This is a genomic window from Vibrio sp. 947, assembly GCF_033339115.1.
In the GTDB taxonomy this organism is placed as follows: domain Bacteria; phylum Pseudomonadota; class Gammaproteobacteria; order Enterobacterales; family Vibrionaceae; genus Vibrio; species Vibrio alginolyticus.
Genome location: NZ_JAWOTX010000021.1, coordinates 24128 through 50832, shown reverse-complemented (window position 1 = coordinate 50832; position 26705 = coordinate 24128). Strand labels below are relative to the sequence as shown.

The following is a 26705-nucleotide window of genomic DNA, read 5'->3' as shown; positions in this document are numbered from 1 at the left end:
AACACATGGAGCGTGTTGGCATTATTCAAATGACTTCGGGTCCGGATATTAACGCGAATTTGGACTTCATTGAAAAACAGTGTGCTTTAGCGAGCAAGCAAGGTGCCAAACTTGTTCTTACTCCTGAAAATACAGTGCTATTTTCCAGTCGCGAAGCTTATCATCAACATGCAGAGCCACTTGGCAGTGGCATGATTCAACAGCGGCTCTGTGAAATCGCTAGAAAGAACCAGTTAACGCTAATTGTCGGAAGCATGCCCATTCAAACCGCAAAAGGTGTCACCACCACAACACTTGTATTTCCGCCGCACGGTAAATGCATTGCTCACTATGACAAACTGCATATGTTTGATGTCGACGTAGCCGATGGTTATGGTAGTTATCGTGAGTCGGATACGTTTATGGCGGGTAATCAAATAGTCGTTGCGGAAACTGATATCGGCAGTGTTGGATTGAGTATTTGTTATGATTTACGTTTCCCAGAACTTTATAAAGTATTGCGTCAAGAAGGGGCGGATATCATTGTGGTGCCCGCTGCGTTTACCGCTGTGACGGGGCAAGCTCACTGGGAAGTATTATTGCGAGCTAGAGCGATTGAGACACAATGTTGGATTTTGGCAAGCGGACAAACTGGAACGCATCCATGTGGACGAAAAACATGGGGACACTCAATGGTCGTTGACCCTTGGGGACGTATCCATAAACAGCTTCAGGATGAAGTAGGTTTATTGGTGACTGAGATAGATTTGTCACAAAGCCAACAAGTAAGGCAGAATATGCCGCTGACTCAACACAGTCGCTTTCAAAATGAATTGAGACGGAAATAAAAGAGCTAACTATGAGCACAAACCAAATAGAACAGGCACTCCTTGCCCCAAATGGTCTGACAGAACAAGACATTGCTGACACGCTTGCCAGCATTGCGACGCGCCAGATCGATTATGCGGACATTTACTTTCAGTCCAGCTGGCATGAGTCTCTGGTTCTAGAAGACAGCATCATCAAAGATGGCTCTTTTAACATTGATTGTGGTGTTGGTGTCCGTGCAGTAACTGGCGAGAAAACAGGCTTTGCCTACTCTGATCAAATCCAGCCTGAAGGCCTGAAGCAGAGTGCAATGGCGGCGCGCGGTATTGCTCAGCAAGGGCAGAATGGTAAAGTCAAAGCGTTTAAACGCACCGAAAACCAAGCGTACTACGCCGCTGTGAATCCACTAGCTGAATGGGAAAAGCAGCAAAAAACAGAATTGCTCAAATCTCTAGATGCTTACATCCGCACTAAAGAACCATTGATTAAAGAAGTCTCGATCAGCATCAGCGGTGTGCATGAGCAGATGCTTGTTGCGGCAACAGACGGTACTTATGCAGGCGATATTCGTCCTTTGGTGCGTTTGTCTATTAGCGTGCTCGCACAAAAAGGCGAACGACGTGAACGCGGTAGCGCTGGTGGCGGCGGCCGTTTCGGTTACGATTTCTTTTTAACGGAAAGCAATGGTGTGAAACAAGCTTTCCATTATGCAGACGAAGCGATTCGCATGGCGTTAATCAACCTTGAAGCAGAAGCAGCACCAGCAGGCATGATGCCAGTGGTATTGGGTTCTGGCTGGCCTGGCGTGTTGCTACACGAAGCGGTAGGTCATGGACTAGAAGGTGACTTTAACCGCAAAGAGTCGTCAGTGTTCTCTGGAAAAATGGGTCAACAAGTGACGTCTTCACTGTGTACCATCGTAGATGACGGCACGTTAAAAGACCTTCGTGGTTCACTGAATGTGGATGATGAAGGGGTAAACGGTCAGTACAACACGCTTATCGAGAATGGTGTGCTGAAAGGCTATATGCAAGACAAGCTAAACGCGCGGCTAATGGGTGTAAATCCAACGGGTAACGGTCGTCGTGAATCGTATGCACACTTGCCAATGCCTCGTATGACCAACACCTACATGCTTCCAGGTGAACATACGCCAGAAGAAATCATCTCGACGGTCGAGAAAGGGTTGTATGCGCCAAACTTTGGTGGCGGCCAGGTGGACATTACTTCGGGTAAGTTTGTGTTCTCTGCATCGGAAGCATACTTGATTGAAAACGGTAAAATTACGCGCCCTGTTAAAGGTGCGACGTTGATTGGATCAGGTATCGAAGCAATGCAGCAAGTGTCTATGGTCGGTAACGACCTAAGTATCGACAAGGGCGTTGGCGTATGTGGTAAAGCAGGTCAAAGTGTGCCAGTTGGTGTTGGTCAGCCGACCTTGAAGCTGGACTCACTGACAGTGGGTGGCACTGAGTAACTCAGTCGAATCGTTATAAAAAGAGCGCTCATTAGAGCGCTCTTTTGCTTTGTGAGTCGGTGTCGATTATAGATTTTCTTCAGCAAATTCCGCCAAGCGGCTACGAACCACGCCATTGAGGTGAATATTTGCGCTGCCTTCAAAGTTTTTGAAGCGCTCAACCATGTACGTCAATCCTGATGTCACTGGGGTGAGGTAATGAGAGTCAATCTGCGCCAAGTTACCGGAGCAGACGATTTTGGTTCCTTCACCACAGCGGGTAATGATGGTTTTGATTTGTGATGCAGTGAGGTTTTGACACTCATCAAGCAGTACAAACGCATTTTGAATCGAACGGCCACGCATAAAGTTGATCGATTTAAATTGAATGTTGGCTTTATCGCAGATGTACTTCAATGAGCCTTCAGTGCAGTGATCGTGTTTATGTAGTGCTTCCAAGGTATCGGTCACCGCCGCTAACCACGGCATCATTTTCTCCTCTTCGGAGCCGGGTAAGAAGCCGATGGATTCACCGATATCTGGCGTGTTACGTGTTACGATAATTTTATCGAACATGCTTTTTTCAATGGTTTGTTCCAATGCTGCAGCCATTGCCAGTAATGTCTTACCACTACCCGCCGCACCCGTTAGAATCACCAAGTCAATTTCTGGATCGAGTAAGGCATCTAACGCCATTCCCTGGTAGATATTTTTAGGTGTGATGTCCCAAGCCTTGCGATGCATTAGACGTTCGCGGCTCAGGTCGAGAAGCGTTAACTTGTCTTCATTGATGGTTTCTACGCGACCAGCAAAGTCACTGTCTTCATCAATGACGTATTGGTTGATAAAGGTTGGGTCGAAGGGCTCGCGACTGAGTTTGTGGTAAGTTTTTCCGCCCAGTGCATAGCTTTCTACTTCCTCAATACCGCTCCAGAAATCACCTTCACGCAATTGAAAGCCTTTGGTTAGGTATTGAATGTCATCAATTAGTTGGTCGGTTCTATAGTCCTCAACAAAACGCACACCAGCCCCTTTGGCTCGCAGACGCATGTTGATGTCTTTCGTGATCAGTACCACTTCACGTGGTGCACGTTTATTTTGCAGATAAAGCACCGCGTTGAGAATACGGTTGTCACCGGCTTTGTCGGCGAAGGCTTTGACGGTTTCCTGCAGTTCAAAATCCGCCAAAATGGAAATGGTACCCTGGTCGGGGTTGTCTTTAGAAACAGGAATGCCTTCAGAGATTTCATCTGGCGTTGCTTCTTTAAACAAATCTTCCAAGGTGCGAATAGCCACGCGCGCATCTCTTGCAACGTCGCGCTTACTGTCTTTGATTCGGTCGAGTTCTTCCAACACGGTCATGGGGATAACGACATCGTGTTCTTGGAAAGAGAAGATGGCAAAGGGTTCATGAAGAAGAATGTTGGTATCGAGTACAAACAGTTTCCGATCGGTATCGCCCATAGCGTCTCCTTGCCGTAGTACGGCTCTGCATGCGAGTTGTTAGGTCGTTTCCAAATAAGTGTGAAGTGACCTAACTCTGATTGCTTGCAATAGAGGTTGTCGGGCTGATGTCGGCTAGTGTGCAACCGAGTAGCAAGACAACTTACTGCAAACCCGTGTTGATCCTAATCGTGTACTAACGCGCTTAAATCATATGCAATGGTTTTAAACGCCCCTCATTAGAAGTATACGTAATATTTACGTTCTACAACTTAATAATTGGCATGAGTATTTTACAATTTGATTGCATTTAGAGTTTGGGAAAAAAAGTTTCTGCTTGGTGCGGTTTCGGCGTGACCTAAATCACAGCTTCAAGTAAGATTAGCGACCTTTTTCTGCGTATAGGCTACGTCCGATTTATCATGTTGAGCTGGCTTAAAAAATACTCAGTTCATACTGAAATGACGAATGCTATCGGCATAGCAGAAGCCAGAATCAGATCTAAACTATTATCCATGCCCACGGGCATGAGTAGACCAACAAGAAATACGAATCAAGAACTAATAACGAGGTAGTCAATTCATGACATTTGCTTTGGGGCAGCGCTGGATTAGCGATACGGAAAGCGATTTAGGTTTAGGTACCGTTGTAGCAATGGATGCTCGTACTGTGACATTGATGTTTGCAGCGTCAGAGGAAAACCGAGTTTACGCACGTAACGATGCACCTGTTACCCGAGTCACCTTTAATGTTGGGGATGTCATCGATTGCCAAGAAGGTTGGTCTCTAAAAGTAGAAGAAGTACTGGAAGATGAAGGTCTTTACACCTATTTCGGTACTCGTGAAGACACGCAAGAAACCGCTGTTGTTCTGCGTGAGATTTTTCTTAGCAACCAAATTCGTTTTAACAAACCTCAAGATAAGTTGTACGCTGGTCAAATCGACCGTATGGACAACTTTGTTCTGCGTTACCGTGCGCTAACCAACCAGTTTGAGCAGCATAAGAGCCCAATGCGTGGCCTATGTGGTATGCGTGCAGGTTTGATCCCTCATCAGCTTTACATCGCGCACGAAGTTGGCCGTCGTCACGCGCCACGCGTCTTGTTGGCGGATGAGGTAGGTTTGGGTAAAACCATCGAAGCGGGCATGATCATCCACCAACAAGTTCTGTCTGGTCGTGCCGAACGCATTTTGATTGTGGTGCCTGAAACACTGCAGCATCAATGGCTGGTTGAGATGATGCGTCGTTTCAATCTGCATTTCTCTATCTTTGACGAAGAGCGCTGTATCGAAGCGTTTGCGGATGCAGAAAACCCATTTGATACTCAGCAATATGTGCTGTGTTCTTTGGATTTCCTACGCAAGAGCCGCAAGCGTTTTGAACAAGCACTGGAAGGTGAATGGGACCTACTGGTTGTCGATGAAGCGCACCACCTAGAGTGGAGCCAAGACAAACCAAGTCGCGAATACCAAGTGGTAGAAGGTTTGGCTGAACGTACTCCTGGTGTGTTGCTACTGACTGCAACGCCAGAGCAGCTTGGTCGTGAGAGTCACTTTGCTCGTCTGCGTTTGTTGGATCCAGACCGCTTCTATGATTACGAAGCATTCGTTGAGGAAGAAGAGCAATACGCGCCCGTAGCAGATGCGATTACTTCACTCTTTTCCGGTGAAAAGCTACCTAATGAAGCAAAAAACCAGATCACTGAGTTGTTGTCTGAACAAGACGTAGAACCACTTTTCCGTATTATCGAAAGTGAAGCGGACGAAGAAGCTAAAGCGTCGGCACGCCAAGAGCTGATCGATAACTTGATGGATCGTCATGGTACAGGGCGTGTTCTGTTCCGTAACACGCGCGCGGCCATCAAAGGCTTCCCTACGCGTAACGTGCATCTGATGCCAATGGATATTCCACCGCAATACACTACATCAATGCGTGTTGCTGGGATGATTGGCGGTAAGATGAGTTCTGAAGCACGTGCGATGAAGAACCTTTACCCGGAAGAAATTTTCCAAGAATTTGAAGGCGATGACGCAAGCTGGTGGCAGTTTGACTCGCGTGTGAATTGGTTGCTTGAAAAAGTAAAAGAGAAGCGCAGCGAGAAAATCCTCGTGATTGCTTCTCGTGCGAGTACCGCGCTGCAATTGGAGCAAGCACTGCGTGAGCGTGAAGGTATCCGCGCCACCGTTTTCCACGAAGGTATGTCGATTCTTGAACGTGATAAAGCGGCGGCTTACTTTGCGCAAGAAGAAGGTGGAGCACAAGTTCTTATCTGTAGCGAAATCGGCTCTGAAGGTCGTAACTTCCAGTTTGCCAACCAACTTGTCATGTTCGACTTGCCATTCAACCCAGACTTGCTTGAGCAACGTATTGGTCGTTTGGACCGTATCGGTCAAAATCGCGATATCGACATTCATGTTCCTTACCTGAAAGGCACATCGCAAGCGATCTTAGCACGTTGGTTCGATGAAGGCCTGAACGCTTTTGCGGAAACCTGCCCAACAGGCCGTGCTGTTTACGATAAGTACTCCGATGATCTGATTGAAATTCTTGCCTCTGGTGATACCAGCACGCTAGATGAGATCATTGAAGCGTCAGCAAAAATGAATAAAGAGCTGAAATCCCAATTGGAGCAAGGCCGTGATCGCCTATTAGAAATGCATTCAAATGGCGGGGAAAAAGCACAACAAATCGTTGAGAAAATTGAATCAACTGACGGCGATACCAATCTGGTCACCTTCGCACTTTCTCTTTTTGACACGATTGGCTTGAATCAAGACGATAAAGGTGAAAACGCCCTGATTGTGACCCCATCTGAGCACATGATGGTGCCAAGCTACCCAGGTCTGCCATACGAAGGAGCGACGATCACGTTTGATCGTGATACAGCGTTATCTCGTGAAGATATGCACTTTATCAGTTGGGAACACCCAATGATCCAGGGTGGTATCGATCTTCTTATGAGTGAAGGGGTGGGGACGTCTGCGGTATCTCTATTGAAAAACAAAGCGTTACCAGTCGGGACTATTCTTCTTGAGTTGATTTACGCGGTAGATGCGCAAGCGCCAAAACGCAGTGGTATCGCGCGCTTCTTACCGAAAACGCCAATCCGTTTAATGATGGACTCGCGTGGTAATGATTTGTCTGCTCAAGTGGAGTTTGAAAGCTTTAACCGCCAGCTCAGCCCTGTAAACCGTCACTTAGGTAGCAAGTTGGTTACGTCGGTACAGAAAGACGTACACCGCTTAATTGAAGCCGGTGATGTTCTTATTGAAGAGAAGGTCGAAGAAGTACGCAAACAAGCTCATCAAGATATGCAGCACAGTTTGAATGCAGAGCTTGAGCGTTTGCAAGCACTGAAAGCGGTGAACCCAAATATTCGTGACGAAGAAATTGAAGCTATCGACGCACAAATTAAAGAGCTTACTGGTTATATCAACCAAGCTCAGGTTCAGCTCGACTCGCTGCGTTTGATTGTGGTGAGCCACAACTAAGTAAGTATTTATTGCTCATTAAAAAAAGGTCTTCAGTTGAAGACCTTTTTCTTTATTTACGGTTTAGTTTCTTTATGCGGAATGCATTAATCACTGATAGCTATCTCATTTACATCAACCACTTCCACCAGATAAATACAGCCAAGAAGCCAAACAAGTAAATCAGGCCTGCAATCGACAACCACTTTAGTTTAGGTCCAGCAGCCAAAGGCTCAGGTAACTCAGTTTTGCTCACTAAGGTGTAATTTAGCAGAGCAAAGAATGGCGTGGTCATAAAGGCGAGGATCATCGCAAAGTTCAGCATAGGCAATAACGCAGAAGCCCAGAAAACCACAATACCCAATGCAAGTAAGGAGACTACCAGCATGATCGCTGAAGTGGTTTTAGGGTTAGTGTCTGGTTGCGAGCGCAGTAGGCGTTGAGAATCCGAAATAACGCGCGAGTAGCCATCAATAACGGTAATCGTGCTGCCAAAGATACAGAAAAACGCAATTACCGCGATCAAGTAACGAGACCATTCGCCAATCGTTGCCGCATATAAGCCAACCAATTGGTGGGAGAAGCCAACACCAGAGCTTTCAAGCGCAACGCCAGATCCATAAAGCATCAAAGAGCCTAGCGATACAAAGATAATGGCAAGAAACGCCGTGCCAATATAACCGACATTAAAGTCAAATAGAGCAGAGCGGTATGTTACTTCTTGCTGGCTTGATTGGCGTTTTAGCCATGCTGAGGTTAAACAGGAGATCTCTATCGGTGCAGGCATCCACCCCATTGTCACAACGATAAAACCAATAGCCGCAATAGACCAAGGTGACGGCGGCTCGAAGTTGGCTACTTGCTCAACAGGGTTACCAAAGGCGATAGAAACAGCGAGTAAAGTCGCGATGGTTAACACCGACATGATCACCTTAGATAGCGTATCGAGCGCTTTGTAATGGCCAGCAAATAATATGATCAGGCAGGTGACAATCACAATGATGCTGAGTGATGCCATTGATAGTGAAAACGGAATGAAGTAGCCCAGCAAGCTAGCGCTAAACATCAACAAAGCGGCGGTATTGATGACGGCCGATACCACGCTAAGAAATAGAAATAGCCATAGATAAGGCCGACCTAATTTCGCGTAGCCCTCAACCAAGGTGAGCCCTGTCCCCATGGTGTACTGTACGCCCGCTCGGAAAAAAGGGTATTTAAACAGGTTTACGAGCAGAATCAGTGCAGCCAATTGCCAACCATAAATCGCACCAGCCTTGGTTGATGCCACGAGGTGAGAGCCACCGACCGCAGCAGATGCCATTAATATGCCGGGGCCTAGCGAACGAAAAAATAAGGAAAGTTTGGATTGGGGTTTATCTATAACGGCGGAGTCCATTGCTTATTGTCCTTTTTATCTTATGTATCTTTCTAAAGAGATACATACCGCAGTACATGACAAACTGAGCGCTCGCCCTATACTGCGCAACGGTAATGTCTTTTAAATGCTGTGTTTTGATGTATTTATTTTAAGTATTATTTGCGAATATCATGCTGTGTGCATCTAGCACTCTATTCAGTTATGCGTCTTGTTGTCAAACTAAATTTACAACGTGCTATTTTTAGTTTTCATGCTAAAGGATTGACTTTGTTTTATTGGGTTGAACTTTTCTTCAGAATCCTGCATCTGGGTGCTATTTGGGTATATAATCGCGGCGTTTTTATTTTGTAGAGATCTCCCATGGCAATGCTTGAATATACCCCTCCCACCGACCCTTGGGTTGATATCGTTTTTGAGGATGACGACATTCTGGCAGTGAATAAGCCATCAGGGCTGCTGTCTGTCCCTGGTCGCCTTGCAGAGCATTACGACAGCATGTGGAGCCGCCTCAAAGAGTTGCATCCAGAAATTCAAGTTGTGCATCGCTTGGATATGTCGACATCAGGGTTGATGTTGCTGGCGAAAAACAAACCCGCGGAGCGAGCATTAAAAAAGCAGTTCCAATATCGCCTCACTCACAAGGTGTATTACGCACGTGTTTGGGGGCATGTTGAGCCGCAAGAAGGGAATATTGATCTTCCATTAATTTGTGATTGGCCAAATCGTCCACGACAAAAAGTATGCTTCGACGACGGCAAGCCATCTCAAACTTTATTCCAAGTGGTGAAGCGTGAAGTGCACCCTGATGGCGCCCATACGACCTTTGTGCGGTTACTCCCCATTACTGGTCGATCGCATCAGTTACGCGTGCATTTGATGGCGATTGGTCATGCGATTGTGGGTGATGAGTTTTATGCAAGCGAAGAGGCGTATCAGTTTTCAGAACGTTTAGAGTTGCACGCTGCGGAGCTAAGTTTTTATCATCCAGCTACGGATCAGCTGAGCAGTATTTTTGTACCCTGTGACTTTTATTCTGAAGCCGAGGCGATGATCTTTAACTATTTTTCGCCAGAGCGTACATTGCCTGATTATAAAACGTTGCCACACCCTTAATGCCAATTGCACTCAACAGCGGTTCTTTCTAGTTCGCTATTTTTGGCTATTTCGTTACTGTGGTTGATGTATCCTGTCTTTCAGCCGTGAACAAGGAGTTGTTATGTCTTTGCCAAGCATCGTATTTTTAGATCGAGCGACCATCCCAGAACATATTGAGATCCCACGACCTAGCTTTCCGCACCACTGGCGTGAGTACGACCTAACTGCGCCTGGGCAGGTAATAGAAAGGTTAGCAGATGCCGATATCGTGATTAGCAATAAAGTCCTGCTTGACCAACATGTATTAGAGCAACTACCAAAATTACGAATGATCGCGGTTGCCGCAACTGGTTTTAACAACGTCGATGTGAACTACTGTGCTAATCATGATATTGCGGTTGCTAATGTACGTGGTTATGCGACGCGTTCGGTGCCCGAGCACGTGATGGCAATGTTATTCGCTTTAAGACGGAATTTATTTGGGTACCACCAAGATATTGCCGCAGGTGAGTGGCAGCGTAACCAGCAGTTTTGTTTTTTTACTCACCCAATCGGGGATATTGGTGGTAGCACGTTAGGTGTTGTTGGTAGTGGGGCACTAGGGCAAGCGACGGCGAATCTGGCTCAAGCGTTAGGAATGACCGTGTTGTTTTCTGAGCGTAAAGGGGCGGCAGAATGTAGACCAGGTTATGTGTCGTTTGAGGAAGTATTAAAACGCTCCGATGCGCTGACCTTGCATTGCTCGCTCAACGATCATACTCAGAATTTAATTGGTCAAGCAGAGTTGCAACAAATGAAGTCCAACGCCATTTTGATTAATACAGGGCGTGGAGGTTTGGTGGATGAGAGCGCGCTGGTGGATGCCTTAAAACAGCAAGAAATTGCAGCGGCTGGTTTTGATGTTTTTACACAAGAACCGGCAGATGAGAGCAATCCGCTGATTGCCAATATGAGTTTACCTAATTTGTTACTGACACCGCATGTTGCATGGGGCAGCGACTCATCTATCCAACGTTTAGCGGAAATCCTGATTGAGAACATTAACGCTTTCGAGCGCGGAGACCGCGTTAATCGCTTAGTGTAACGCTGACTGTAAAATCAAAGATAAAAAAAGCAGACATTGACGTCTGCTTTTTGCGTTTAAATCGAATGCTCATTGCTTGAGCCGTCGAATTAAAACTCTTCTTCGTTTAGACCTTTAAGGATCTGAAAGATTTCGCGGTACGCTTTTGCTGGTTTCCCAGCTTTTTTCTCTTTCGCTGCTTGGCGAGCAAGTTGGCGTAGACGCTGACGATCCGCTTCTGGGTACATTTCCATTACGTCATCAATGGCTTTGTCACCTTCTTCCACTACGCGATCACGCAACGCTTCAAGTTTGTGGAATACCGCCGTTAATTGAGAGTGCTTATTACGAATTTTATCCAGTGCGGCTTGGATTGGCTCTGGATCTTCGTAACGCATCAATTTACCGATACGTTGTAATTGGCGACGACGCGCTTCATTTTTAAAGCGTTGCGCGTCAGCAATTGCTTCTCGCAAATCTTCGCTCAATGGAAACTTTTCTAGAACTGAAGGTTTGAGGCCGACAAGCTCCTCACCTAGCTTTTGCAGTTCTTCCATGTCTCGCTTCATCTCGGATTTACTTACCCAGATGATCTCTTCTTCTGGTTCCCATGGCGCTTTTTGATTCTTACGTGCCATTTCAGTTGCCTGTGTTTTGATTAATATTATGACTATTTTAACAAGAATCATGGGGAGAAAGCGAAATTCTTGTTATCCTATTGTTCATCAAAGACAAGATGTGAAAGACAATGGATATTAAACAGCAGGTTGCTGAGCAACGTACCGAGCTAGAGCAAGCCGTCGCAAGAGCTTTAAAGCTTGCATCGGCAAAATCTGACGCCGCCGAAGTCGCAATTACTAAAAGCACTGGTTTAAGTGTTTCAACTCGTATGGGTGAAGTAGAAAATGTCGAGTTCAACAGCGATGGTGCGCTGGGCATTACCGTTTACCGAGGTCAACGCAAAGGCAGTGCTTCCACGTCTGATTTAAGTGAAGCTGCAATCGAGCAAACCGTTATAGCGGCGCTAGATATTGCACATTACACATCTGAAGACCCATTTGCAGGCCCTGCAGCAAAAGAATACATGGTGCAAGAGATACCTGAGCTTGATCTTTTCCACCCAGACGCACCCGATCCAGACTATGCTGCCAATGTGGCGATTGCAGCAGAAAAAGAGGCGCTAAGTTATAACAATGCAATCAAGCAAAGTGATGGCGCGAGTTATGATAGTCATTACGGCGTGAAAGTGTATGGCAATAGCCATGGCTTATTAGCTAGTTATGCGTCTAGCCGCCATAGTACTAGCTGTTGTGTAATTGGCGTTGGTCAAAACGGCGAGATGGAACGTGATTACAGCTACACCGTGGCACGTCATCGTGATGACTTATGGACCCCAGAAACGGTGGGTCGTAAGGCGGCAGAGAATACGGTTAACCGCTTAGATGCGCAGCGTCTAAAAACAGGTCAATACCCAATCATGTTTGCGGCTGATGTTGCGACAGGCTTGATTGGCCATCTCGTTATGGCGATCAGCGGTGGTAACCTGTACCGAAAATCTTCTTTCTTACTTGACCATCTAGGCAAACAAGTGCTTCCGGAATGGTTCAATATCTCAGAACGTCCGCATGTATTGCGTGGTTTGGCATCAAGTCCATTCGATAGTGAAGGTGTGTACACTCAAGACCGTGAGATCATTACCGACGGTGTGCTAGCAACTTATCTGTTAACCAGTTATGCCGCACGTAAAATGAAGATGACGCCGACAGGTCACGCTGGTGGGATTCATAACTGGTACGTGAAGTCGACAGGCCAAAACTTCGAACAAATGCTTAAAGAGCTCGGTACTGGTCTTCTAGTGACAGAAGTCATGGGACAAGGTGTGAACGTGGTAACGGGTGATTACTCTCGCGGTGCCGCAGGCTTCTGGGTTGAGAACGGCGAGATCCAATACCCAGTATCAGAAATTACCATCGCAGGTAATCTAAAAGACATGTTCACCAAGATTGTAGCGGTTGGTAGTGATATTGAAACGCGCTCACAAATCCAAACAGGCTCTATCCTACTGGATACCATGAAAGTGGCGGGTGAATAAGCTTTTCTAGCAATTCAGAATCAAAAAAGCCTGATGTGTTCATCAGGCTTTTTCGTTTTTTCTGTTAGGTAATCAGTATTGTGGCAAGCCCTAAGAAGACAGATAAACCAATCACATCCGTCACCGTTGTTAATGCCATACCACCAGCTAAAGCAGGATCGATGTTCATTTTTTTCAATAGGATTGGAATCGTTACTCCGGCAATACCTGCGACCAATAAGTTGGTCAGCATGGCGGCGGAAATGATTCCTCCGAGCATCCAGTTACCTTTCCAAGCAACAACAATACCACCAATAATCAGCGCCCACATGATACCGTTGAGTAAGCCGATCGAGGCTTCTTTCATTAACAGTTCGCGTTTGTTTGAGTCACCGATATGACCAAGAGCAAGACCACGAATCACTAGTGCGACAGTTTGGTTACCAGCGACACCACCCATGGACGGAACAATCGTCATCAATACCGCAATGGCCGCCATTTGATCTAATGTGGCCTCAAACATATTAGAAACGGAAGCAGCAGCAAGGGCGGCTAATACGTTAGCGCCAAGCCAGATACTGCGTTTGCGAGCTGATTTTACAACAGGCGCGAAAGTATCTTCGTCATCGTCCATACCCGCCATACTCATCATCGAGTGTTCCGCGTCTTCACGAATAACGTCAACCACGTCATCGATGGTGATACGACCGACCAAATGCAAGTTTTCATCAACAACAGGTGCAGATACCCAATTACGGCGTTCGAACAGACTCGCAACATCTGAGTCGCTAGTATCGACGGTGATGGCCTCGTCCGCGTCTTCCATTACATCAATGATTTTTACGTCTGGCTGAGTGGTAATAAGCGTCGTGATCGGCAGTTCACCGATGAGCTTACTCTCTTCATCGATCACATACAGGGCATCTGTAGCTTCTGGAAGCTCGCCTTTCATACGTAGATAACGCAAAACTACGTCCACATCTACGTCACCACGAATTGTGATGACGTCGGTGTTCATCAGTCCACCCGCGGTGTCTTCTGGGTAGGATAGGGCGGTTTCGACCCGTAGGCGGTCAGATGAGTCCATTTGCGACAGGACTTCGCGTGACAGGTTGTCAGGCAAGCTACGCAGTACGTAAGCCACGTCATCGGTATCCATGCCTTCTGTCGCTTCTGCAAGCGCTTCTGGTGCCATTTTGGATACGAGGCTGTCTTTGACGTCTTCGTTCAGCTCGTCAAGGATTTCACCATAATCTTCAGGGTCGGTGAGTTGCCAAAGAACTTCACGGCTCTTACGTGGGGAGGCTTCTAAAAGGTGAGCGATATCCTCAGGTTCCATGTCCTGTAATTGACGACGAACATGGACGAAGCGGCCATTTTCTAGCGCTTCTGTGACTTCTTGGAGGGCTTGGTGAGCTTGGTCGAATTCAATTTGCTCTGCCATTCATTCCTCCCAATTCCTGATATTTACAATGCGTTGAATAATAACTTAATTCTAGGCGCCTTTTAATAACAACTTATGATACTAAGCAAATTTATTTATTAGGTCAGGGAAGAGAAAGATAATGGGAGGTAAGAAAAAAGCGAGTAAACTACTCGCCTTCATCAAATTTATCTTCGATCAAGTGGCAAACGGCATCCAGTGCTTCTTCCGCTTGCCCACCCGTTGCGTGGATCGTGACGTATTGTCCTTGAGCGGACTCTAGCATTAACAGGCCCATTACGCTGTCTGCTGTGGCGGTTTTGTCTTCTTCATTGTCGATGGTGATGACCGCTTCAAAGCTCTGTGCCAGTTCGACCAGTTTGACTGCTGCACGAGCATGTAAGCCAAGGCGGTTTTGAATCAATACTTTACGACTTAACTCCACGGCTACTCCTTAGCGTTTTTCTCTAGTGAGGTATGGCGAATTTGTACTTGGTGTCCTTTGTTGGAGAAGTATTCACCGATTTGCTGAGTTAAGTACACCGAGCGGTGCTTACCACCAGTACAACCGATTGCAACGGTCAGGTAGCTGCGGTTGTTTTTCTCAAGCAGAGGTAACCAATTCTCTATAAAGCTTTCAATTTGATATTTCAAACTTAACACCGATTGGTGTTGCTCTAAAAATGCGGCGATAGGAGCATCCAGACCTGTAAGCGGGCGTAGTGCTGGTTCCCAATGTGGGTTAGGTAAGAAGCGAACGTCGAATACGTAATCGGCATCGGAAGGCAGGCCGTATTTAAAACCAAAAGACTCAAATACCATAACGAGCCCTTTGCGATCTCTGCCTTCAACGCGCATACGCACGGTTTCACTCAATTCATGCAAAGACTGCCCACTACTATTTAGGACCAGATCTGCATGCGCTTTGAGTGGCGTCAAAATTTGCTTCTCACGCTCGATGGCTTGATCGAGCGAGAGGGAGGTGCCACCTAAAGATAACGGGTGAATTCGGCGTGTTTCGCTGTAGCGTTTGAGTAGCGTTTCTTTATTAGCGTCCAAGAAAAGCACGGTCACATCAAGCTCAGTTTTTAACTGTTCTAGTGTACTCGTCAGTTCTTTTAGCTTTTTAGGAATATTACGAATATCAATGCTGACTGCAACATTCTGTTTGCTGTCAGCAACAGAATGAACAAATGCGTCCAGCAAGTTAACTGGCAGGTTATCAACACAGTAGTAACCTAAGTCTTCCAGTACACGAAGCGCAATACTTTTACCGGCACCTGAGTGCCCGCTAACAACGATTAGTCGCATGGAGTTAGTCCTGCTTATTGGTGAATCATGATGTCGTAAAGTTCTTCATCACTCTGAGCATTACGCAGTAGTTTTAATACTTGCTTATCGCTCAGACGTTCTGCCATAGAGGATAGAGTCTTGAGGTGCTCTTTGCACTGTTCTTCTGGTACAAGGAGCGCAAAAAGAAGATCGACAGGTCGATTGTCAATCGCATCAAATTCGATTGCTTCATCACATTGCAGTAAGACAGCAATGGCCTTGTCGCTTGATTGCATTCTCGCGTGAGGGATCGCAATACCGTTTCCGATACCGGTACTGCCCATTTTTTCTCTATTGAGCATGCATTCGAACAGCTCGGTAGAATCTTGGCCCGTTTGATCAGCCACGATACGGCTGATCATTTCAAGGGCGCGTTTTTTACTCGTGCAGTGGACCGCACTTTTGGTGCAGTCCAATGACAGTATTTCGCTCAGTTGCATGATTAATGACTGTTTAGTTTTTCTTTGTGCTTATTAAGTTGGCGAACCAATTTATCTACCAGCGAATCGATCGCGGCATACATATTTTCGTCATCGGCTGATGCGTGGATTTCGCCTTGATTTATGTGAAGCGTAGCTTCCGCGATTTGAGTAATTTTTTCAACTTTTAGTACAACATGCACTTGATTGATATGGTCGAAGAACCTTTCGAGCTTCTGAAACTTAGAATTTACATAGTCTTGCATTGAATCGGTAAGATCAACGTGATGGCCTTGAATATTGATTTGCATAGACTTTCCTTTTCAGTTAGTGCCTTATAATAGGCGTTTACGCTGACTTGAAGGGGCAATTCCCAAGGATTCGCGATATTTGGCTATCGTACGTCTTGCGACCTGAATCCCTTGGTCAGCCAGAAGAGCAGCAATCTTGCTATCACTCAGTGGTTTGGCAGTATTCTCTGCTGCGACCAGTTTTTTAATGAGTGCACGAATTGCTGTTGACGAACATTCTCCGCCATTGTCAGTACTAACATGGCTAGAGAAGAAGTACTTCAATTCAAAAATACCACGTGGTGTATGCATAAATTTTTGCGTTGTTACACGAGAAATCGTGGATTCATGCATGTCCACAGCCAAAGCGACATCATTGAGTACCATTGGCTTCATGGCTTCCTCACCATACTCGAAGAAATCTTGTTGATGTTCAACAATACATCTTGCAACTTTGAGTAGCGTCTCGTTTCTACTCTCTAAGCTCTTAATTAACCATTTTGCCTCTTGCAAATTGCTGCGGATGTACTGGCTATCCGCGCTATTACCTTTGCCTAACTGAGCATATTGTTGATTTACTTTTAATTTTGGCACGCTATCCGGGTTTATAGAAACGGTCCATTTGCCATTGTCTTTAAAAACGGATACGTCTGGAATTACGTACTCGGTATCATCAGGAGTGATGCGACTACCTGGACGAGGATCTAACTGTTGGATAAGCTTTAAGACTTCACGCAGATCGGCTTCTTTCAGCTTAGTCTCTTTGATGACGAGCTTGTAGTCACGGTTGCCTAGGTGATTAATATGATCCGCAAGTATCATTTTGGCTTCAGCAAGCCATGGCGTGTCTTCTGGGAAGGTCGTCAGTTGCAGTAACAAACATTCTTGTAAGTTACGCGATGCAACGCCAAGAGGATCGAATTGTTGAATGCGTTTACGAACGGCTTCTACTTCGTCTAACTCTATCTCTTCATTATCGAAGCTCTCATGAATCTCTTCAGGCGACAAAGTTAAATAGCCGTAGTCGTCAACAGCGTCAATAATCGCTAATGCAATCGTGCGGTCGGTTTCACTGAATGGTGTTAGGTCAAGCTGCCACATGAGGTAATCATGTAATGATTCAGTGGTTTCGCCTTGGTAGACGGGCATATCATCATCAAGAGCTAAGCCAGTGCTACCAGTATTCGCGCTGTAGACGTCATCCCAAGTCGTGTCGATTTCAAGTTCAGAGCTAATTTCTGATTTCTCTATCACATCGGAGCTATCTGGAACGTCAATTTCTGTTGGTTCGCTAGCACTGTTGCTATCAGCAGCCTCGACCGCTGACTTATCTTCACCGTTTGCTAGAGGCTCGTCTTGGCCTTCTTCAACTTCCAATAATGGGTTTGAGTCCAACGCTTCTTGGATTTCTTGTTGAAGATCGAGTGTCGACAATTGCAATAAGCGAATCGCTTGCTGCAACTGTGGCGTCATGGCTAACTGCTGACCTAGCTTGAGTTGTAATGAAGGTTTCATTCAGTGTTACTTACCTTGTAATGCTCAGAATCTTACCGTTCCTAATATAATCATAGACGGAATTGTTCGCCGAGATAAACTTGTTTCACCTGTTCATTATTGAGAACTTCTGCCGGAGTTCCCGATGCAATTAGGTGCCCTTGGCTCACGATATAGGCTTTTTCACATACGTCCAGTGTTTCACGTACATTATGGTCAGTGATTAACACTCCGAGACCACGATCGCGCAGATGCTCAATGATTTTCTTGATGTCATTAACCGAAATTGGGTCAACACCAGCGAAAGGTTCATCCAATAAAATGAACTGAGGGTTGGCCGCTAAAGCTCGAGCGATTTCCACCCTGCGTCGCTCACCCCCTGATAGTGCCATACCAGCACTGGTTCTGATGTGCTGGATGTGGAATTCTTCCAACAAATCTTCCAGTTTATCTTGGCGCTCTTCCCTCGTCATTTCTTGACGAGTTTCAAGTACGGCCATGATGTTATCTTCTACTGAAAGCTTACGGAAAATCGACGCTTCTTGCGGAAGATAGCCAATGCCAAGTCGTGAACGGCTATGCATCGGCAAAATACTGATGTCATTGTCGTCAATGGTAATGGTGCCTTCATCGCGAGGTACTAAGCCGACAATCATGTAAAACGAGGTGGTTTTACCCGCACCGTTTGGACCGAGTAGCCCAACAATCTGACCAGATTCAACTTCTAAGCTAACATCAGTGACGACTTTGCGTTTTTTGTAGCTTTTCGCCAAGTTTTTCGCACTCAGTACTGCCATATTAGTTCTCTATCTGATTGGGTTGCAAAATGGTCGTAACGCGCTCTTCCTTAGAGCTATCTGCGACTAACTTTTGTTTACCAATTTGGTAACGAATCGAAGAACCTTTGATGGTGTTGTTGTCTTGTGCCAGCTGCGCTTGACCTTTCATGGTCAGTTCGTCTGTAGAAATACGGTAATCCAACTCCGTAGCTTGACCACTAAGTGTTTTACCATCGTCCATCAGCTGAGAAAACTTCGCAGGTTTACCAAATGCTTGAATCTGTTTAATTGCTTCGGTTTTAGGATCGCGAGTTACCACGATTCTATCAGCATCGATATTGATGCTCCCTTGCTTAAGAGATACATCGCCTTCAAAAACAACCTGGTTACTCTTCATATCAACCTGTTGGGTGTCAGAGTTTATGTAAACCGGCTGTTGAGTATCCGACTTGAGTGCCAGCGCTTGAGGCGCCGCCAATACCAGTGCCAGTAGGCTAAGGTGTAACGGTTTCATATCGACCTTGAACTTCATCTGTCAGAGTCGCAGTATGCTGTTTTAAGTTGCCTTGCATTGCGCCTCCAGTAGTTTCAAATTGTGGTCCAACCAACATCACTTGTTGGTCAGCTTTAAAATCACGATTGGTTAGATTAATGACCAATTTGTCTGTTGCCATGGTATCAAAACTCGCACCAGGCAGAAGATTTTGCATTAAGACTTTGTCATATAAAGTCAAAACTTGGTCTTCATCTAACACTGCTCTTGTGGCAGTCACCTTCCATTCAATGACGCTACCTTCACGGTAAACCATCAAAGTCGGGTTATTAAAAATAGTATCTCCACTCTTAGCATAATGGTCTAAGTTAGTGGAGCGAATGATGTAACTGCGGACACCATCTTCACCGTAGGTGATGTTTTCTAATCCAGAACCACTGAACATGGGCAGTTCAGAATCTGGTGCTACTTGAATTGCGTCGTTGCCTTTAGGGGTTAGTAGGTAATAACCGCACCACGCTACAACGAAGATCAAGAGCAAATAAATAAGGCGAGTAAAACTCATATAATGAAGGCCTATCGTTTAGCTCAGTACTTCCCTGACCATTGCCTTTATTCGTCTAATAAATGATTTAAATGTTTGTGCTGATATTACATCACGCCAGCTTTTAGTAAATCGTGCATGTTCAGTGCACCCACAATTTTTTCGTCTTTACATAAAATCAGAGCGTTAATGTTTTTATTCTGCATCAAGTTCAAACCTTCAACCGCCAGCATATCAGGGTGTGCTGTGGTTGGGTTTGTCGTCATGACCTCGCCAATTGCCGTCGTATGAATATCGATACGCTTGTCTAAGGTACGACGTAAATCACCATCGGTGAATATACCAAGCATAGCATCGTGCTCATCGACGATGGCTGTCATGCCTAACCCCTTTTCTGAAATTTCAAGCAGGGCATCGCGAATTAATGCGTCAGGAGAAACTTTAGGTAACGCTTCTCCAAAGTGCATAATATCAGACAACTTAAGTAGCAGTTTTCTCCCCAGTGCACCACCTGGGTGAGATAGGGCAAAATCTTCGGCAGAAAAACCACGAGCTTGAAGCAGAGCTACGGCTAATGCATCTCCCATCACTAATGTGGCAGTCGTACTGCTAGTTGGCGCCAGGCCTAACGGACAAGCTTCTTGAGGTACCGTAATTTGCAGGTGTAAGTCAGACAGCTTGGCCATATTTGATTCTGGCTTACCTGTCATGCTGATGATCTTAATATTTAGGCGCTTTAATACTGGAAATAGAGACAGAATTTCGTTTGATTCACCAGAGTTAGAAATTGCCAGCACGATGTCACCAGGGCTGATCATACCCAAGTCACCATGTGCGGCTTCGCCTGGATGAACGAAAAACGCCGAAGTCCCAGTGCTTGCCAGAGTGGCGGCAATCTTGTTACCAATATGGCCTGACTTGCCAATACCCATAACGACAACTTTGCCGTTGTTGGAAAGGATAAGTTCACACGCTTTTTCAAATTGATCATCAAAGTAGGTATCTAGCTCTTGCAGAGCAGCAACTTCGATATCAAGAACTTGTTTAGCAGCAGCGCGAAAATCAAATTGATTGGACATATCAGATCTCTACTTATTGATCGTGGTAATTAAGCGGTCATGTTTGCGAATAAGTACACTTGGTAACCTAAGAAGCACACAAACAAGATGGCACCTTCAATACGGTTAATACTGCGTGATTTACCCAAACACATCGCGACAAGTAACAATGAAACGCCTAACATGACCCAGAAGTCACGTCCCATCGCGTACTCACTGAGCACCGATGGATTAATGATGCCAGGAATCCCCATTACCGCCAGAATGTTAAACACATTCGAACCGATAATGTTACCGACAGCCATGTCGTCTTCACCTTTTAAAACTCCCGCAAGTGATGCGGCCAGTTCAGGCAGGCTAGTGCCAATGGCGATAATAGTTAGACCGATAACAAGGTCGCTCATACCAAAGTGTTTAGCAATAATTACCGCGTTATCAACCAGCATGCTGGCTGCCAAAGGAAGCAGTATCAAGCCAATAACCACCCACATGATTGCTTTAGGGTTACTGACGCCTTCTGGGATCTCTGACTCTTGGTCATCAAGAAAAACATCACCTGATTTTTGCTCTTTGCGGCTGATTTGCAACATAGCAAATAAAAATGCCCCAAAGAGTACAAACAATAAGACACCCTCATAAAAACCGAGATGGCTATTCCAAAGCAGAATACCAGCGAGTACGGTTACGGCTATCATGAGTGGAAGTTCTCGGCGGATGACGGCGGAGCTAATCGACAAAGGCTTGATCAGCGCTGTAATACCTAGGATTAACGCAATGTTCGCTATGTTTGAGCCTAATACGTTACCCACCGCTGTATCTGTTTTGCCATCCCAAGCGGCGGTTGCAGATACCATCATCTCAGGGGCGGATGAGCCCATCGCAAGGATTGTCATGCCGATGACAAGCGGGGAAATACCGACGTTGCGGGCTATCGCTGCAGAGCCAAAAACAAGTTTATCTGCACTCCAAACAAGCAAAACAAGACCGACTATAAGCAACGCAACGGCTTCGAGCATGAGAATTCCTAAGTATTAAATAAGTAAAATGAATAACCGCTAATTTTGACCTTTTGCGGCCTAAAATGGAAGATAAACGAAGAATAAATTAAAGGTTAGTAACGAAAATGTATGTAAATCTCACTCATTTAAATGAGCAATTCTGGTCTAGGATTTAAACACTTCGTGCTAATTAGGTCATAAACCATGAGAAATTGCAGGGATATACTCGACTTTATTTAATTGAACAGTGCTTTAAATTCAACGCCAATGTGCTTATGATTGCAGCCTAATAAATGTACCGACGTTACTTTATTAAACGTAGAATTCAACTCCGATGAGTATCTGCTTGATGATTCCGTGAGTTGCAACGCTCCTACAGTAGAAGAGATGATATGTCGAACAACGATTTAGTCACCGTGAACAACCTCACTTTTTCACGGGGAGAACGCATGATCTTTGATGATATTGATCTGCATGTTCCTGAGGGCAAAGTGACGGCCATTATGGGACCATCGGGAATTGGTAAAACAACACTGCTGCGTTTGATTGGTGGTCAGTTGTATCCCGAGCAAGGAGAGATCTGGTTTGATGGCGACAATATTCCCTCTCTCTCGCGTAAAAAACTCTACCATGCTCGAAAGAAAATGAGCATGTTGTTCCAGTCAGGGGCTTTATTCACTGATTTGAATGTTTTTGATAATGTCGCCTTTCCATTGAGAGAGCATACCGATTTATCGGAAGATTTGATTCGCACCATGGTGTTACTCAAGCTCGAAGCTGTCGGTCTACGCGGCGCGGCGCAATTAATGCCGAGTGAGCTTTCAGGTGGTATGGCAAGACGCGCTGCTTTGGCTCGTGCAATCGCACTTGATCCTGACCTGATCATGTACGATGAGCCGTTTGTGGGGCAAGACCCAATCACTATGGGCGTTTTGGTTGAGCTAATTAGCAATCTAAACCAAGCGTTAGGTTTGACCTCTATTGTGGTTTCTCACGACGTACCTGAAGTCATGAGTATTGCTGACTGGGTATACCTGATGGCCGATGGAAAAATCATCGCCTATGGTACGCCAGAAGAGCTGACTCAAAACTCTGATCCTCGTGTCCAGCAGTTCTTACAAGGTGATGCCGACGGTCCTGTACCGTTTCGTTTCCCTTCTCAAAGTATCGAAAAGGACTTATTTGATGGTCGATAACTTCATTCACTTTGTCGCCTCGCTGGGTCGACGCACGCTTTCTATTTGCGGAGCATTTGGTCGTGCGACTTTCATGTTGATTGGGGCGCTATTTTCTAAGCCACAACCGATCAGAAGCTTTCCTCTGCTTGTTAAGCAACTTTATTCTGTTGGTGTTCAGTCGCTGGCGATCATCGTCGTATCTGGTCTGTTCATTGGAATGGTTTTGAGTCTACAAGGCTATGTTGTGTTGGTGGATTACGGCGCAGAAGGCAGTTTGGGGCAAATGGTAGCGCTTTCGTTACTCCGTGAATTAGGACCCGTTGTTACTGCACTTTTGTTTGCTGGTCGTGCCGGTTCTGCGTTAACCGCAGAGATAGGTCTAATGAAAGCAACGGAACAACTGTCTAGCCTTGAAATGATGGCGGTAGACCCATTGAAACGAGTGATTGCACCACGGTTTTGGGCTGGGGTTATCTCAATGCCTTTACTGGCTATGATTTTCATGGCTGTGGGAATTTGGGGCGCTCAGCTTGTTGGTGTTGACTGGAAAGGCGTTGATCACGGCAGTTTTTGGTCAGCGATGCAGTCCTCTGTTGAGCTAGGGCAAGACATTGGTAACAGTATGATCAAATGTTTTGCGTTTGCAATTACGGTTACTTGGGTCGCTCTATTTAACGGTTATGATGCTATTCCAACATCGGAAGGGATCAGCCGAGCAACTACGCGCACTGTTGTGCATTCTTCTTTAGCAGTACTAGGATTAGACTTTGTACTGACCGCATTGATGTTTGGGAATTAATCATGCAACAAACACGTAAAACTGAATTATGGGTTGGCAGCTTTGTATTAGCGGGAATTTGCGCGATTCTTGTGATGATTTTTCAAGTTGCTGACGTAAAAAGCATTGGCTCTGGTGATACTTATACCCTCAAAGCCGAGTTCGATAATATTGGCAGTTTAAAAGTTCGTTCTCCCGTAAAAGTGGGGGGCGTTGTGATTGGTCGAGTAAGTAGTATTTCGCTTAACCCAGACAACTTATTGCCAGTTGTAACACTATCTATCAATAGCAAATACAATCAGTTCCCAGAAACGTCGAGCGTACAAATTTTGACATCTGGCCTGATTGGTGAGCAATACATTGGTTTAGTACCTGGCTTCGTTTTTGATGATGAAGTCATGCTGGTGGATGGTGATACCATCGAAGACACCAAATCGGCGCTTGTGCTTGAAGACTTAATTGGTCAAGTACTATACAGCGTAGGTGGTTCAGACGACTCAAGTAAGGAATAACTATGTTAGCGAGATTACTACTTTCAGTTTGTGCTGTGTTTAGCGTCTTTGGAGCAACAGCAGCAGAGGTGGATAAAACTGAACCTTATAAGATGATGAAGCAGGTAGCTGAAGTCACGTTCGAAAGATTGAAAGCCGAACAGCCGAAAATCAAACAAGATCCAAATTTACTTAAAGTGATCGTTGAAGAAGAGCTAATGCCTTACGTCAACTACCGCTATGCAGGGTTAAAACTTCTTGGTCCAAACTTAAAAGGTGCTAAGCGTGAAGATGTACTTGAGTTTATCGATGCATTTCGTGCGTACCTGATTGCGTCTTATGCACAAGTGTTGACGCAATACTCTGACCAAAAAATTGAGTTTGGTCCTGAGCCTAGCATTGATGACTCTAAGCGTATTACAAGCATTAAAGTTGATATCATCGATACTCCGCGTCCAAACATCAAACTTGAGTTTAAACTGCGTAAAGACAACCAGTCTGGTGAGTGGGAAGCATTCGATATGATTGCAGAGGGCATTAGTTTGCTTTCTAGTAAACAATCCGAATGGAACAGTAAAATTCGTCAAGAAGGTATTCTATCTGTTGCTAAAGACCTAGAAAAATTGGCCGCAGAACCGATCCGCTTCGAGGCTAAGAAATAATGGCCCAGACTCCCGCTCAGTGGCAATTGGATCAAAACATTCTTAAGCTAACAGGGGCACTTGATAGAGATACAGTGCCTTCATTGTGGGCGTATGCACAGCAATGGCAACCTGCTCAATCGGAGCTGGAATGCTCGCTAAAAGAGATAGAGCGCGTCGACTCTGCAGGAATGGTGATGTTAATCCACTTATTAGAGCATGCAAAAAAGCAAAACTGTCATATAATGCTCAGTTTCGTGCCGGCGCAACTGCGCACTTTGTTTCAACTGAGCAATGTTGAATCTTTAGTGGCCAAACACATACAGAATTATCAGGGGTAAATTGTGGATAGCGCAAAAGTACAACAGTTATTAGAAGAAGCACTAAACCTTCAAGAAGTGCATGTGAAAGGTGAAGGTAGCCACTATGAAGTGGTTGCTGTTGATGCTTGTTTCGATGGAATGAGCCGCGTTAAGAAGCAGCAGCTAATTTATGCTCCTCTGATGGAATACATCCAGCGTAACGACATTCACGCATTATCAATCAAAGCGTTCACACCAGAAGAGTGGGCTCGTGATAAGAAATTGATGTCGCTTTAAGGTTTATTGATGGAAAAGTTTCGAGTTATTGGGTCAGATAAACCACTAGTTGGTGAAGTGACCATTTCAGGTGCAAAAAACGCAGCACTGCCGATTTTATTTGCGTCTATCTTGGCGGAAGAGCCAGTAGAAGTGGCAAACGTACCACACCTTCGTGATATCGATACAACCATGGAATTGCTTAAGCGTTTAGGCGCGAAAGTAAGCCGCAATGGCTCTGTTCATGTTGATCCAAGCAGTATTACAGAATACTGTGCGCCTTATGACTTGGTGAAAACCATGCGTGCTTCTATTTGGGCTTTGGGTCCTTTGGTGGCGCGCTTTGGTCAAGGTCAGGTTTCTTTACCAGGCGGTTGTGCTATTGGCGCTCGTCCTGTGGATCTACATATTTCTGGTTTAGAGCAGCTTGGCGCAACCATTACATTAGAAGATGGTTATGTGAAAGCAGAAGTGGATGGTCGTCTAAAAGGCGCGCACATCGTGATGGATAAAGTCAGCGTAGGCGCGACGATCACCATCATGTGTGCCGCAGCGCTGGCGGAAGGCACAACAACACTAGATAACGCTGCGCGTGAGCCTGAAATCGTCGATACCGCTGATTTCCTAAATAAGCTTGGCGCAAAAATCTCTGGCGCTGGCACAGATACCATTACGATTGAAGGTGTTGAGCGCCTAGGCGGTTGTAAACACAACGTGGTTGCTGACCGTATTGAGACGGGAACATTCCTTGTCGCAGCAGCAGTATCTGGCGGTAAAGTGGTATGTCGCAACACTAATGCTCATTTGCTTGAAGCGGTTCTCGCCAAGCTGGAAGAAGCTGGCGCGTTTGTCGAAACGGGTGAAGATTGGATCTCCGTTGATATGACCGACCGCGAGCTAAAAGCGGTAAGTGTACGTACTGCGCCACATCCTGGTTTCCCGACGGATATGCAAGCTCAATTTACGCTACTGAACATGATGGCGAAAGGTGGAGGCGTAATCACTGAGACTATCTTTGAAAACCGCTTTATGCACGTACCAGAACTCATGCGTATGGGCGCTAAAGCTGAGATCGAAGGCAATACGGTTATCTGTGGTGATGTTGAGTCACTCAGCGGTGCGCAAGTGATGGCAACCGATCTACGAGCTTCGGCTAGTTTGGTTATTGCAGGTTGCATTGCTAAAGGCGAAACCGTCGTTGATCGTATTTACCATATCGACCGTGGTTACGACAAAATCGAAAATAAACTGGCTGCACTTGGCGCAAATATTGAGCGAGTGAGCTAGGCAAGTTAAACTGCACCGCAGGTAACTTGGATATCAAGAGAGCCGAAACCTGAGTTTCGGCTTTTTTATATCACTCTCATGACCATATTTTCCCTTTATGGAAAGAGAGATATTAATAGCTGTATCTGGCAAAAGCCG

The 26705-nt window shown here is 45.6% G+C and carries 27 protein-coding genes; 13 read left to right on the top strand and 14 right to left on the bottom strand.

The features are described 5' to 3' along the window. Window positions 1-5: 5 nt before the first annotated feature. Together R7Q39_RS21785 and tldD are read left to right on the top strand one after the other, a co-directional pair. Window positions 6-827: a carbon-nitrogen hydrolase family protein gene (locus R7Q39_RS21785; protein WP_005381136.1), complete on the top strand. Its 822-nt coding sequence runs from the start codon at window positions 6-8 to the stop codon at window positions 825-827. An 11-nt stretch (window positions 828-838) separates the two neighbouring features. After that, window positions 839-2284: a metalloprotease TldD gene (gene tldD / locus R7Q39_RS21780; protein ID WP_258476048.1), complete on the top strand. Its 1446-nt coding sequence runs from the start codon at window positions 839-841 to the stop codon at window positions 2282-2284. Between the two features lie 66 nt (window positions 2285-2350). Here the strand turns inward: tldD and R7Q39_RS21775 are convergent, their stop codons facing one another. Continuing rightward, window positions 2351-3727, bottom strand: a complete 1377-nt coding sequence (locus R7Q39_RS21775; protein WP_005381133.1) for a PhoH family protein — start codon at window positions 3725-3727, stop codon at window positions 2351-2353. A gap of 561 nt (window positions 3728-4288) precedes the next feature. Between R7Q39_RS21775 and rapA the strand changes: the two genes are divergently transcribed. Then, window positions 4289-7198, top strand: coding sequence for an RNA polymerase-associated protein RapA (rapA, locus tag R7Q39_RS21770; RefSeq protein ID WP_005388434.1), 2910 nt, complete (start codon window positions 4289-4291; stop codon window positions 7196-7198). Window positions 7199-7307: 109 nt separating this feature from the next. Here rapA and R7Q39_RS21765 read toward each other — a convergent pair whose 3' ends face one another. Beyond that, window positions 7308-8573 (bottom strand): NRAMP family divalent metal transporter, encoded by a 1266-nt coding sequence (locus R7Q39_RS21765; protein WP_318076809.1) that lies wholly within the window; start codon window positions 8571-8573, stop codon window positions 7308-7310. A gap of 342 nt (window positions 8574-8915) precedes the next feature. On the opposite strand from R7Q39_RS21765, the gene R7Q39_RS21760 reads away from it, so the two are divergent. Both R7Q39_RS21760 and R7Q39_RS21755 read left to right on the top strand, forming a co-directional pair. Then, a complete protein-coding gene (locus tag R7Q39_RS21760) occupies window positions 8916-9668 on the top strand; it encodes a pseudouridine synthase (RefSeq protein WP_158156917.1) in 753 nt (250 codons plus the stop codon). Window positions 9669-9771: 103 nt separating this feature from the next. Continuing rightward, on the top strand, window positions 9772-10734 hold the full coding sequence (locus R7Q39_RS21755) for a D-2-hydroxyacid dehydrogenase (RefSeq protein WP_170894148.1): 963 nt from the start codon (window positions 9772-9774) through the stop codon (window positions 10732-10734). Between the two features lie 89 nt (window positions 10735-10823). Here R7Q39_RS21755 and yjgA read toward each other — a convergent pair whose 3' ends face one another. Further along, window positions 10824-11351 carry a ribosome biogenesis factor YjgA gene (yjgA, locus tag R7Q39_RS21750; protein WP_005381124.1) on the bottom strand — a complete coding sequence of 176 codons (528 nt, stop codon included), beginning with the start codon at window positions 11349-11351 and terminating at the stop codon, window positions 10824-10826. A 110-nt stretch (window positions 11352-11461) separates the two neighbouring features. Between yjgA and pmbA the strand changes: the two genes are divergently transcribed. Continuing rightward, the gene (pmbA, locus tag R7Q39_RS21745; RefSeq protein WP_054577139.1) at window positions 11462-12805 is read left to right on the top strand and encodes a metalloprotease PmbA; all 1344 of its coding nucleotides are present in this window, start codon (window positions 11462-11464) and stop codon (window positions 12803-12805) included. A gap of 64 nt (window positions 12806-12869) precedes the next feature. Here pmbA and mgtE read toward each other — a convergent pair whose 3' ends face one another. From mgtE to R7Q39_RS21690, 11 genes are all read right to left on the bottom strand, one after another. Beyond that, entirely contained in the window at window positions 12870-14228 is a 1359-nt protein-coding gene (mgtE, locus tag R7Q39_RS21740; RefSeq protein WP_005381121.1) for a magnesium transporter, read from the bottom strand. Between the two features lie 148 nt (window positions 14229-14376). Further along, a complete protein-coding gene (locus tag R7Q39_RS21735) occupies window positions 14377-14652 on the bottom strand; it encodes an HPr family phosphocarrier protein (protein WP_005381120.1) in 276 nt (91 codons plus the stop codon). A 2-nt stretch (window positions 14653-14654) separates the two neighbouring features. Further along, complete coding sequence (rapZ, locus tag R7Q39_RS21730) at window positions 14655-15518, bottom strand: RNase adapter RapZ (RefSeq protein WP_054577138.1); 864 nt, start codon at window positions 15516-15518, stop codon at window positions 14655-14657. A gap of 14 nt (window positions 15519-15532) precedes the next feature. Beyond that, window positions 15533-15979, bottom strand: coding sequence for a PTS IIA-like nitrogen regulatory protein PtsN (gene ptsN / locus R7Q39_RS21725; RefSeq protein ID WP_005381116.1), 447 nt, complete (start codon window positions 15977-15979; stop codon window positions 15533-15535). Window positions 15980-15981: 2 nt separating this feature from the next. Beyond that, window positions 15982-16269, bottom strand: coding sequence for a ribosome hibernation promoting factor (gene hpf / locus R7Q39_RS21720; RefSeq protein WP_005381114.1), 288 nt, complete (start codon window positions 16267-16269; stop codon window positions 15982-15984). Window positions 16270-16293: 24 nt separating this feature from the next. Next, entirely contained in the window at window positions 16294-17763 is a 1470-nt protein-coding gene (locus R7Q39_RS21715; protein ID WP_318076808.1) for an RNA polymerase factor sigma-54, read from the bottom strand. A gap of 50 nt (window positions 17764-17813) precedes the next feature. Further along, window positions 17814-18539 carry an LPS export ABC transporter ATP-binding protein gene (gene lptB / locus R7Q39_RS21710; RefSeq protein ID WP_005381111.1) on the bottom strand — a complete coding sequence of 242 codons (726 nt, stop codon included), beginning with the start codon at window positions 18537-18539 and terminating at the stop codon, window positions 17814-17816. Between the two features lies 1 nt (window position 18540). Further along, window positions 18541-19035 carry a lipopolysaccharide transport periplasmic protein LptA gene (gene lptA / locus R7Q39_RS21705; protein WP_005381109.1) on the bottom strand — a complete coding sequence of 165 codons (495 nt, stop codon included), beginning with the start codon at window positions 19033-19035 and terminating at the stop codon, window positions 18541-18543. Then, window positions 19016-19579 (bottom strand): LPS export ABC transporter periplasmic protein LptC, encoded by a 564-nt coding sequence (gene lptC / locus R7Q39_RS21700; protein ID WP_005381106.1) that lies wholly within the window; start codon window positions 19577-19579, stop codon window positions 19016-19018. Before lptC ends, lptA begins: the two co-directional genes overlap by 20 nt. Window positions 19580-19665: 86 nt before the next feature. Then, window positions 19666-20637 (bottom strand): arabinose-5-phosphate isomerase KdsD, encoded by a 972-nt coding sequence (gene kdsD / locus R7Q39_RS21695; protein ID WP_005381104.1) that lies wholly within the window; start codon window positions 20635-20637, stop codon window positions 19666-19668. 29 nt (window positions 20638-20666) lie between these two features. Further along, the gene (locus R7Q39_RS21690; protein ID WP_005381102.1) at window positions 20667-21632 is read right to left on the bottom strand and encodes a calcium/sodium antiporter; all 966 of its coding nucleotides are present in this window, start codon (window positions 21630-21632) and stop codon (window positions 20667-20669) included. Window positions 21633-22006: 374 nt separating this feature from the next. Here R7Q39_RS21690 and mlaF point away from each other — a divergent pair, with 374 nt between their 5' ends. The 7 genes from mlaF to murA are packed head-to-tail and all read left to right on the top strand — an operon-like array spanning window position 22007 to window position 26567. Further along, window positions 22007-22810, top strand: a complete 804-nt coding sequence (gene mlaF / locus R7Q39_RS21685; protein WP_005388422.1) for a phospholipid ABC transporter ATP-binding protein MlaF — start codon at window positions 22007-22009, stop codon at window positions 22808-22810. Continuing rightward, window positions 22800-23591, top strand: coding sequence for a lipid asymmetry maintenance ABC transporter permease subunit MlaE (gene mlaE, locus R7Q39_RS21680; RefSeq protein ID WP_005381100.1), 792 nt, complete (start codon window positions 22800-22802; stop codon window positions 23589-23591). The genes mlaF and mlaE overlap by 11 nt, the downstream gene beginning before the upstream one ends. Before the next feature lie 2 nt (window positions 23592-23593). Then, window positions 23594-24082, top strand: a complete 489-nt coding sequence (gene mlaD / locus R7Q39_RS21675) for an outer membrane lipid asymmetry maintenance protein MlaD (RefSeq protein ID WP_005381099.1) — start codon at window positions 23594-23596, stop codon at window positions 24080-24082. A 2-nt stretch (window positions 24083-24084) separates the two neighbouring features. Beyond that, entirely contained in the window at window positions 24085-24723 is a 639-nt protein-coding gene (gene mlaC / locus R7Q39_RS21670; protein WP_005381098.1) for a phospholipid-binding protein MlaC, read from the top strand. Further along, entirely contained in the window at window positions 24723-25043 is a 321-nt protein-coding gene (locus R7Q39_RS21665) for a lipid asymmetry maintenance protein MlaB (protein WP_005381093.1), read from the top strand. The genes mlaC and R7Q39_RS21665 overlap by 1 nt, the downstream gene beginning before the upstream one ends. 3 nt (window positions 25044-25046) lie before the next feature. Then, window positions 25047-25301 carry a BolA family iron metabolism protein IbaG gene (gene ibaG, locus R7Q39_RS21660; protein ID WP_005381092.1) on the top strand — a complete coding sequence of 85 codons (255 nt, stop codon included), beginning with the start codon at window positions 25047-25049 and terminating at the stop codon, window positions 25299-25301. A 9-nt stretch (window positions 25302-25310) separates the two neighbouring features. Beyond that, entirely contained in the window at window positions 25311-26567 is a 1257-nt protein-coding gene (gene murA / locus R7Q39_RS21655) for a UDP-N-acetylglucosamine 1-carboxyvinyltransferase (RefSeq protein ID WP_170894147.1), read from the top strand. Window positions 26568-26705 lie beyond the last annotated feature (138 nt).

What these genes read in the sequence shown, in the direction of transcription:
- R7Q39_RS21785 (WP_005381136.1), top strand. Translation starts at nt 6, where the DNA reads ATGGAGCGTGTTGGCATTATTCAAATGACTTCGGGTCCGGATATTAAC.
- tldD (WP_258476048.1), top strand. Translation starts at nt 839, where the DNA reads ATGAGCACAAACCAAATAGAACAGGCACTCCTTGCCCCAAATGGTCTG.
- R7Q39_RS21775 (WP_005381133.1), bottom strand. Translation starts at nt 3,727, where the DNA reads ATGGGCGATACCGATCGGAAACTGTTTGTACTCGATACCAACATTCTT.
- rapA (WP_005388434.1), top strand. Translation starts at nt 4,289, where the DNA reads ATGACATTTGCTTTGGGGCAGCGCTGGATTAGCGATACGGAAAGCGAT.
- R7Q39_RS21765 (WP_318076809.1), bottom strand. Translation starts at nt 8,573, where the DNA reads ATGGACTCCGCCGTTATAGATAAACCCCAATCCAAACTTTCCTTATTT.
- R7Q39_RS21760 (WP_158156917.1), top strand. Translation starts at nt 8,916, where the DNA reads ATGGCAATGCTTGAATATACCCCTCCCACCGACCCTTGGGTTGATATC.
- R7Q39_RS21755 (WP_170894148.1), top strand. Translation starts at nt 9,772, where the DNA reads ATGTCTTTGCCAAGCATCGTATTTTTAGATCGAGCGACCATCCCAGAA.
- yjgA (WP_005381124.1), bottom strand. Translation starts at nt 11,351, where the DNA reads ATGGCACGTAAGAATCAAAAAGCGCCATGGGAACCAGAAGAAGAGATC.
- pmbA (WP_054577139.1), top strand. Translation starts at nt 11,462, where the DNA reads ATGGATATTAAACAGCAGGTTGCTGAGCAACGTACCGAGCTAGAGCAA.
- mgtE (WP_005381121.1), bottom strand. Translation starts at nt 14,228, where the DNA reads ATGGCAGAGCAAATTGAATTCGACCAAGCTCACCAAGCCCTCCAAGAA.
- rapZ (WP_054577138.1), bottom strand. Translation starts at nt 15,518, where the DNA reads ATGCGACTAATCGTTGTTAGCGGGCACTCAGGTGCCGGTAAAAGTATT.
- ptsN (WP_005381116.1), bottom strand. Translation starts at nt 15,979, where the DNA reads ATGCAACTGAGCGAAATACTGTCATTGGACTGCACCAAAAGTGCGGTC.
- hpf (WP_005381114.1), bottom strand. Translation starts at nt 16,269, where the DNA reads ATGCAAATCAATATTCAAGGCCATCACGTTGATCTTACCGATTCAATG.
- R7Q39_RS21715 (WP_318076808.1), bottom strand. Translation starts at nt 17,763, where the DNA reads ATGAAACCTTCATTACAACTCAAGCTAGGTCAGCAGTTAGCCATGACG.
- lptB (WP_005381111.1), bottom strand. Translation starts at nt 18,539, where the DNA reads ATGGCAGTACTGAGTGCGAAAAACTTGGCGAAAAGCTACAAAAAACGC.
- lptA (WP_005381109.1), bottom strand. Translation starts at nt 19,035, where the DNA reads ATGAAACCGTTACACCTTAGCCTACTGGCACTGGTATTGGCGGCGCCT.
- lptC (WP_005381106.1), bottom strand. Translation starts at nt 19,579, where the DNA reads ATGAGTTTTACTCGCCTTATTTATTTGCTCTTGATCTTCGTTGTAGCG.
- kdsD (WP_005381104.1), bottom strand. Translation starts at nt 20,637, where the DNA reads ATGTCCAATCAATTTGATTTTCGCGCTGCTGCTAAACAAGTTCTTGAT.
- R7Q39_RS21690 (WP_005381102.1), bottom strand. Translation starts at nt 21,632, where the DNA reads ATGCTCGAAGCCGTTGCGTTGCTTATAGTCGGTCTTGTTTTGCTTGTT.
- mlaF (WP_005388422.1), top strand. Translation starts at nt 22,007, where the DNA reads ATGTCGAACAACGATTTAGTCACCGTGAACAACCTCACTTTTTCACGG.
- mlaE (WP_005381100.1), top strand. Translation starts at nt 22,800, where the DNA reads ATGGTCGATAACTTCATTCACTTTGTCGCCTCGCTGGGTCGACGCACG.
- mlaD (WP_005381099.1), top strand. Translation starts at nt 23,594, where the DNA reads ATGCAACAAACACGTAAAACTGAATTATGGGTTGGCAGCTTTGTATTA.
- mlaC (WP_005381098.1), top strand. Translation starts at nt 24,085, where the DNA reads ATGTTAGCGAGATTACTACTTTCAGTTTGTGCTGTGTTTAGCGTCTTT.
- R7Q39_RS21665 (WP_005381093.1), top strand. Translation starts at nt 24,723, where the DNA reads ATGGCCCAGACTCCCGCTCAGTGGCAATTGGATCAAAACATTCTTAAG.
- murA (WP_170894147.1), top strand. Translation starts at nt 25,311, where the DNA reads ATGGAAAAGTTTCGAGTTATTGGGTCAGATAAACCACTAGTTGGTGAA.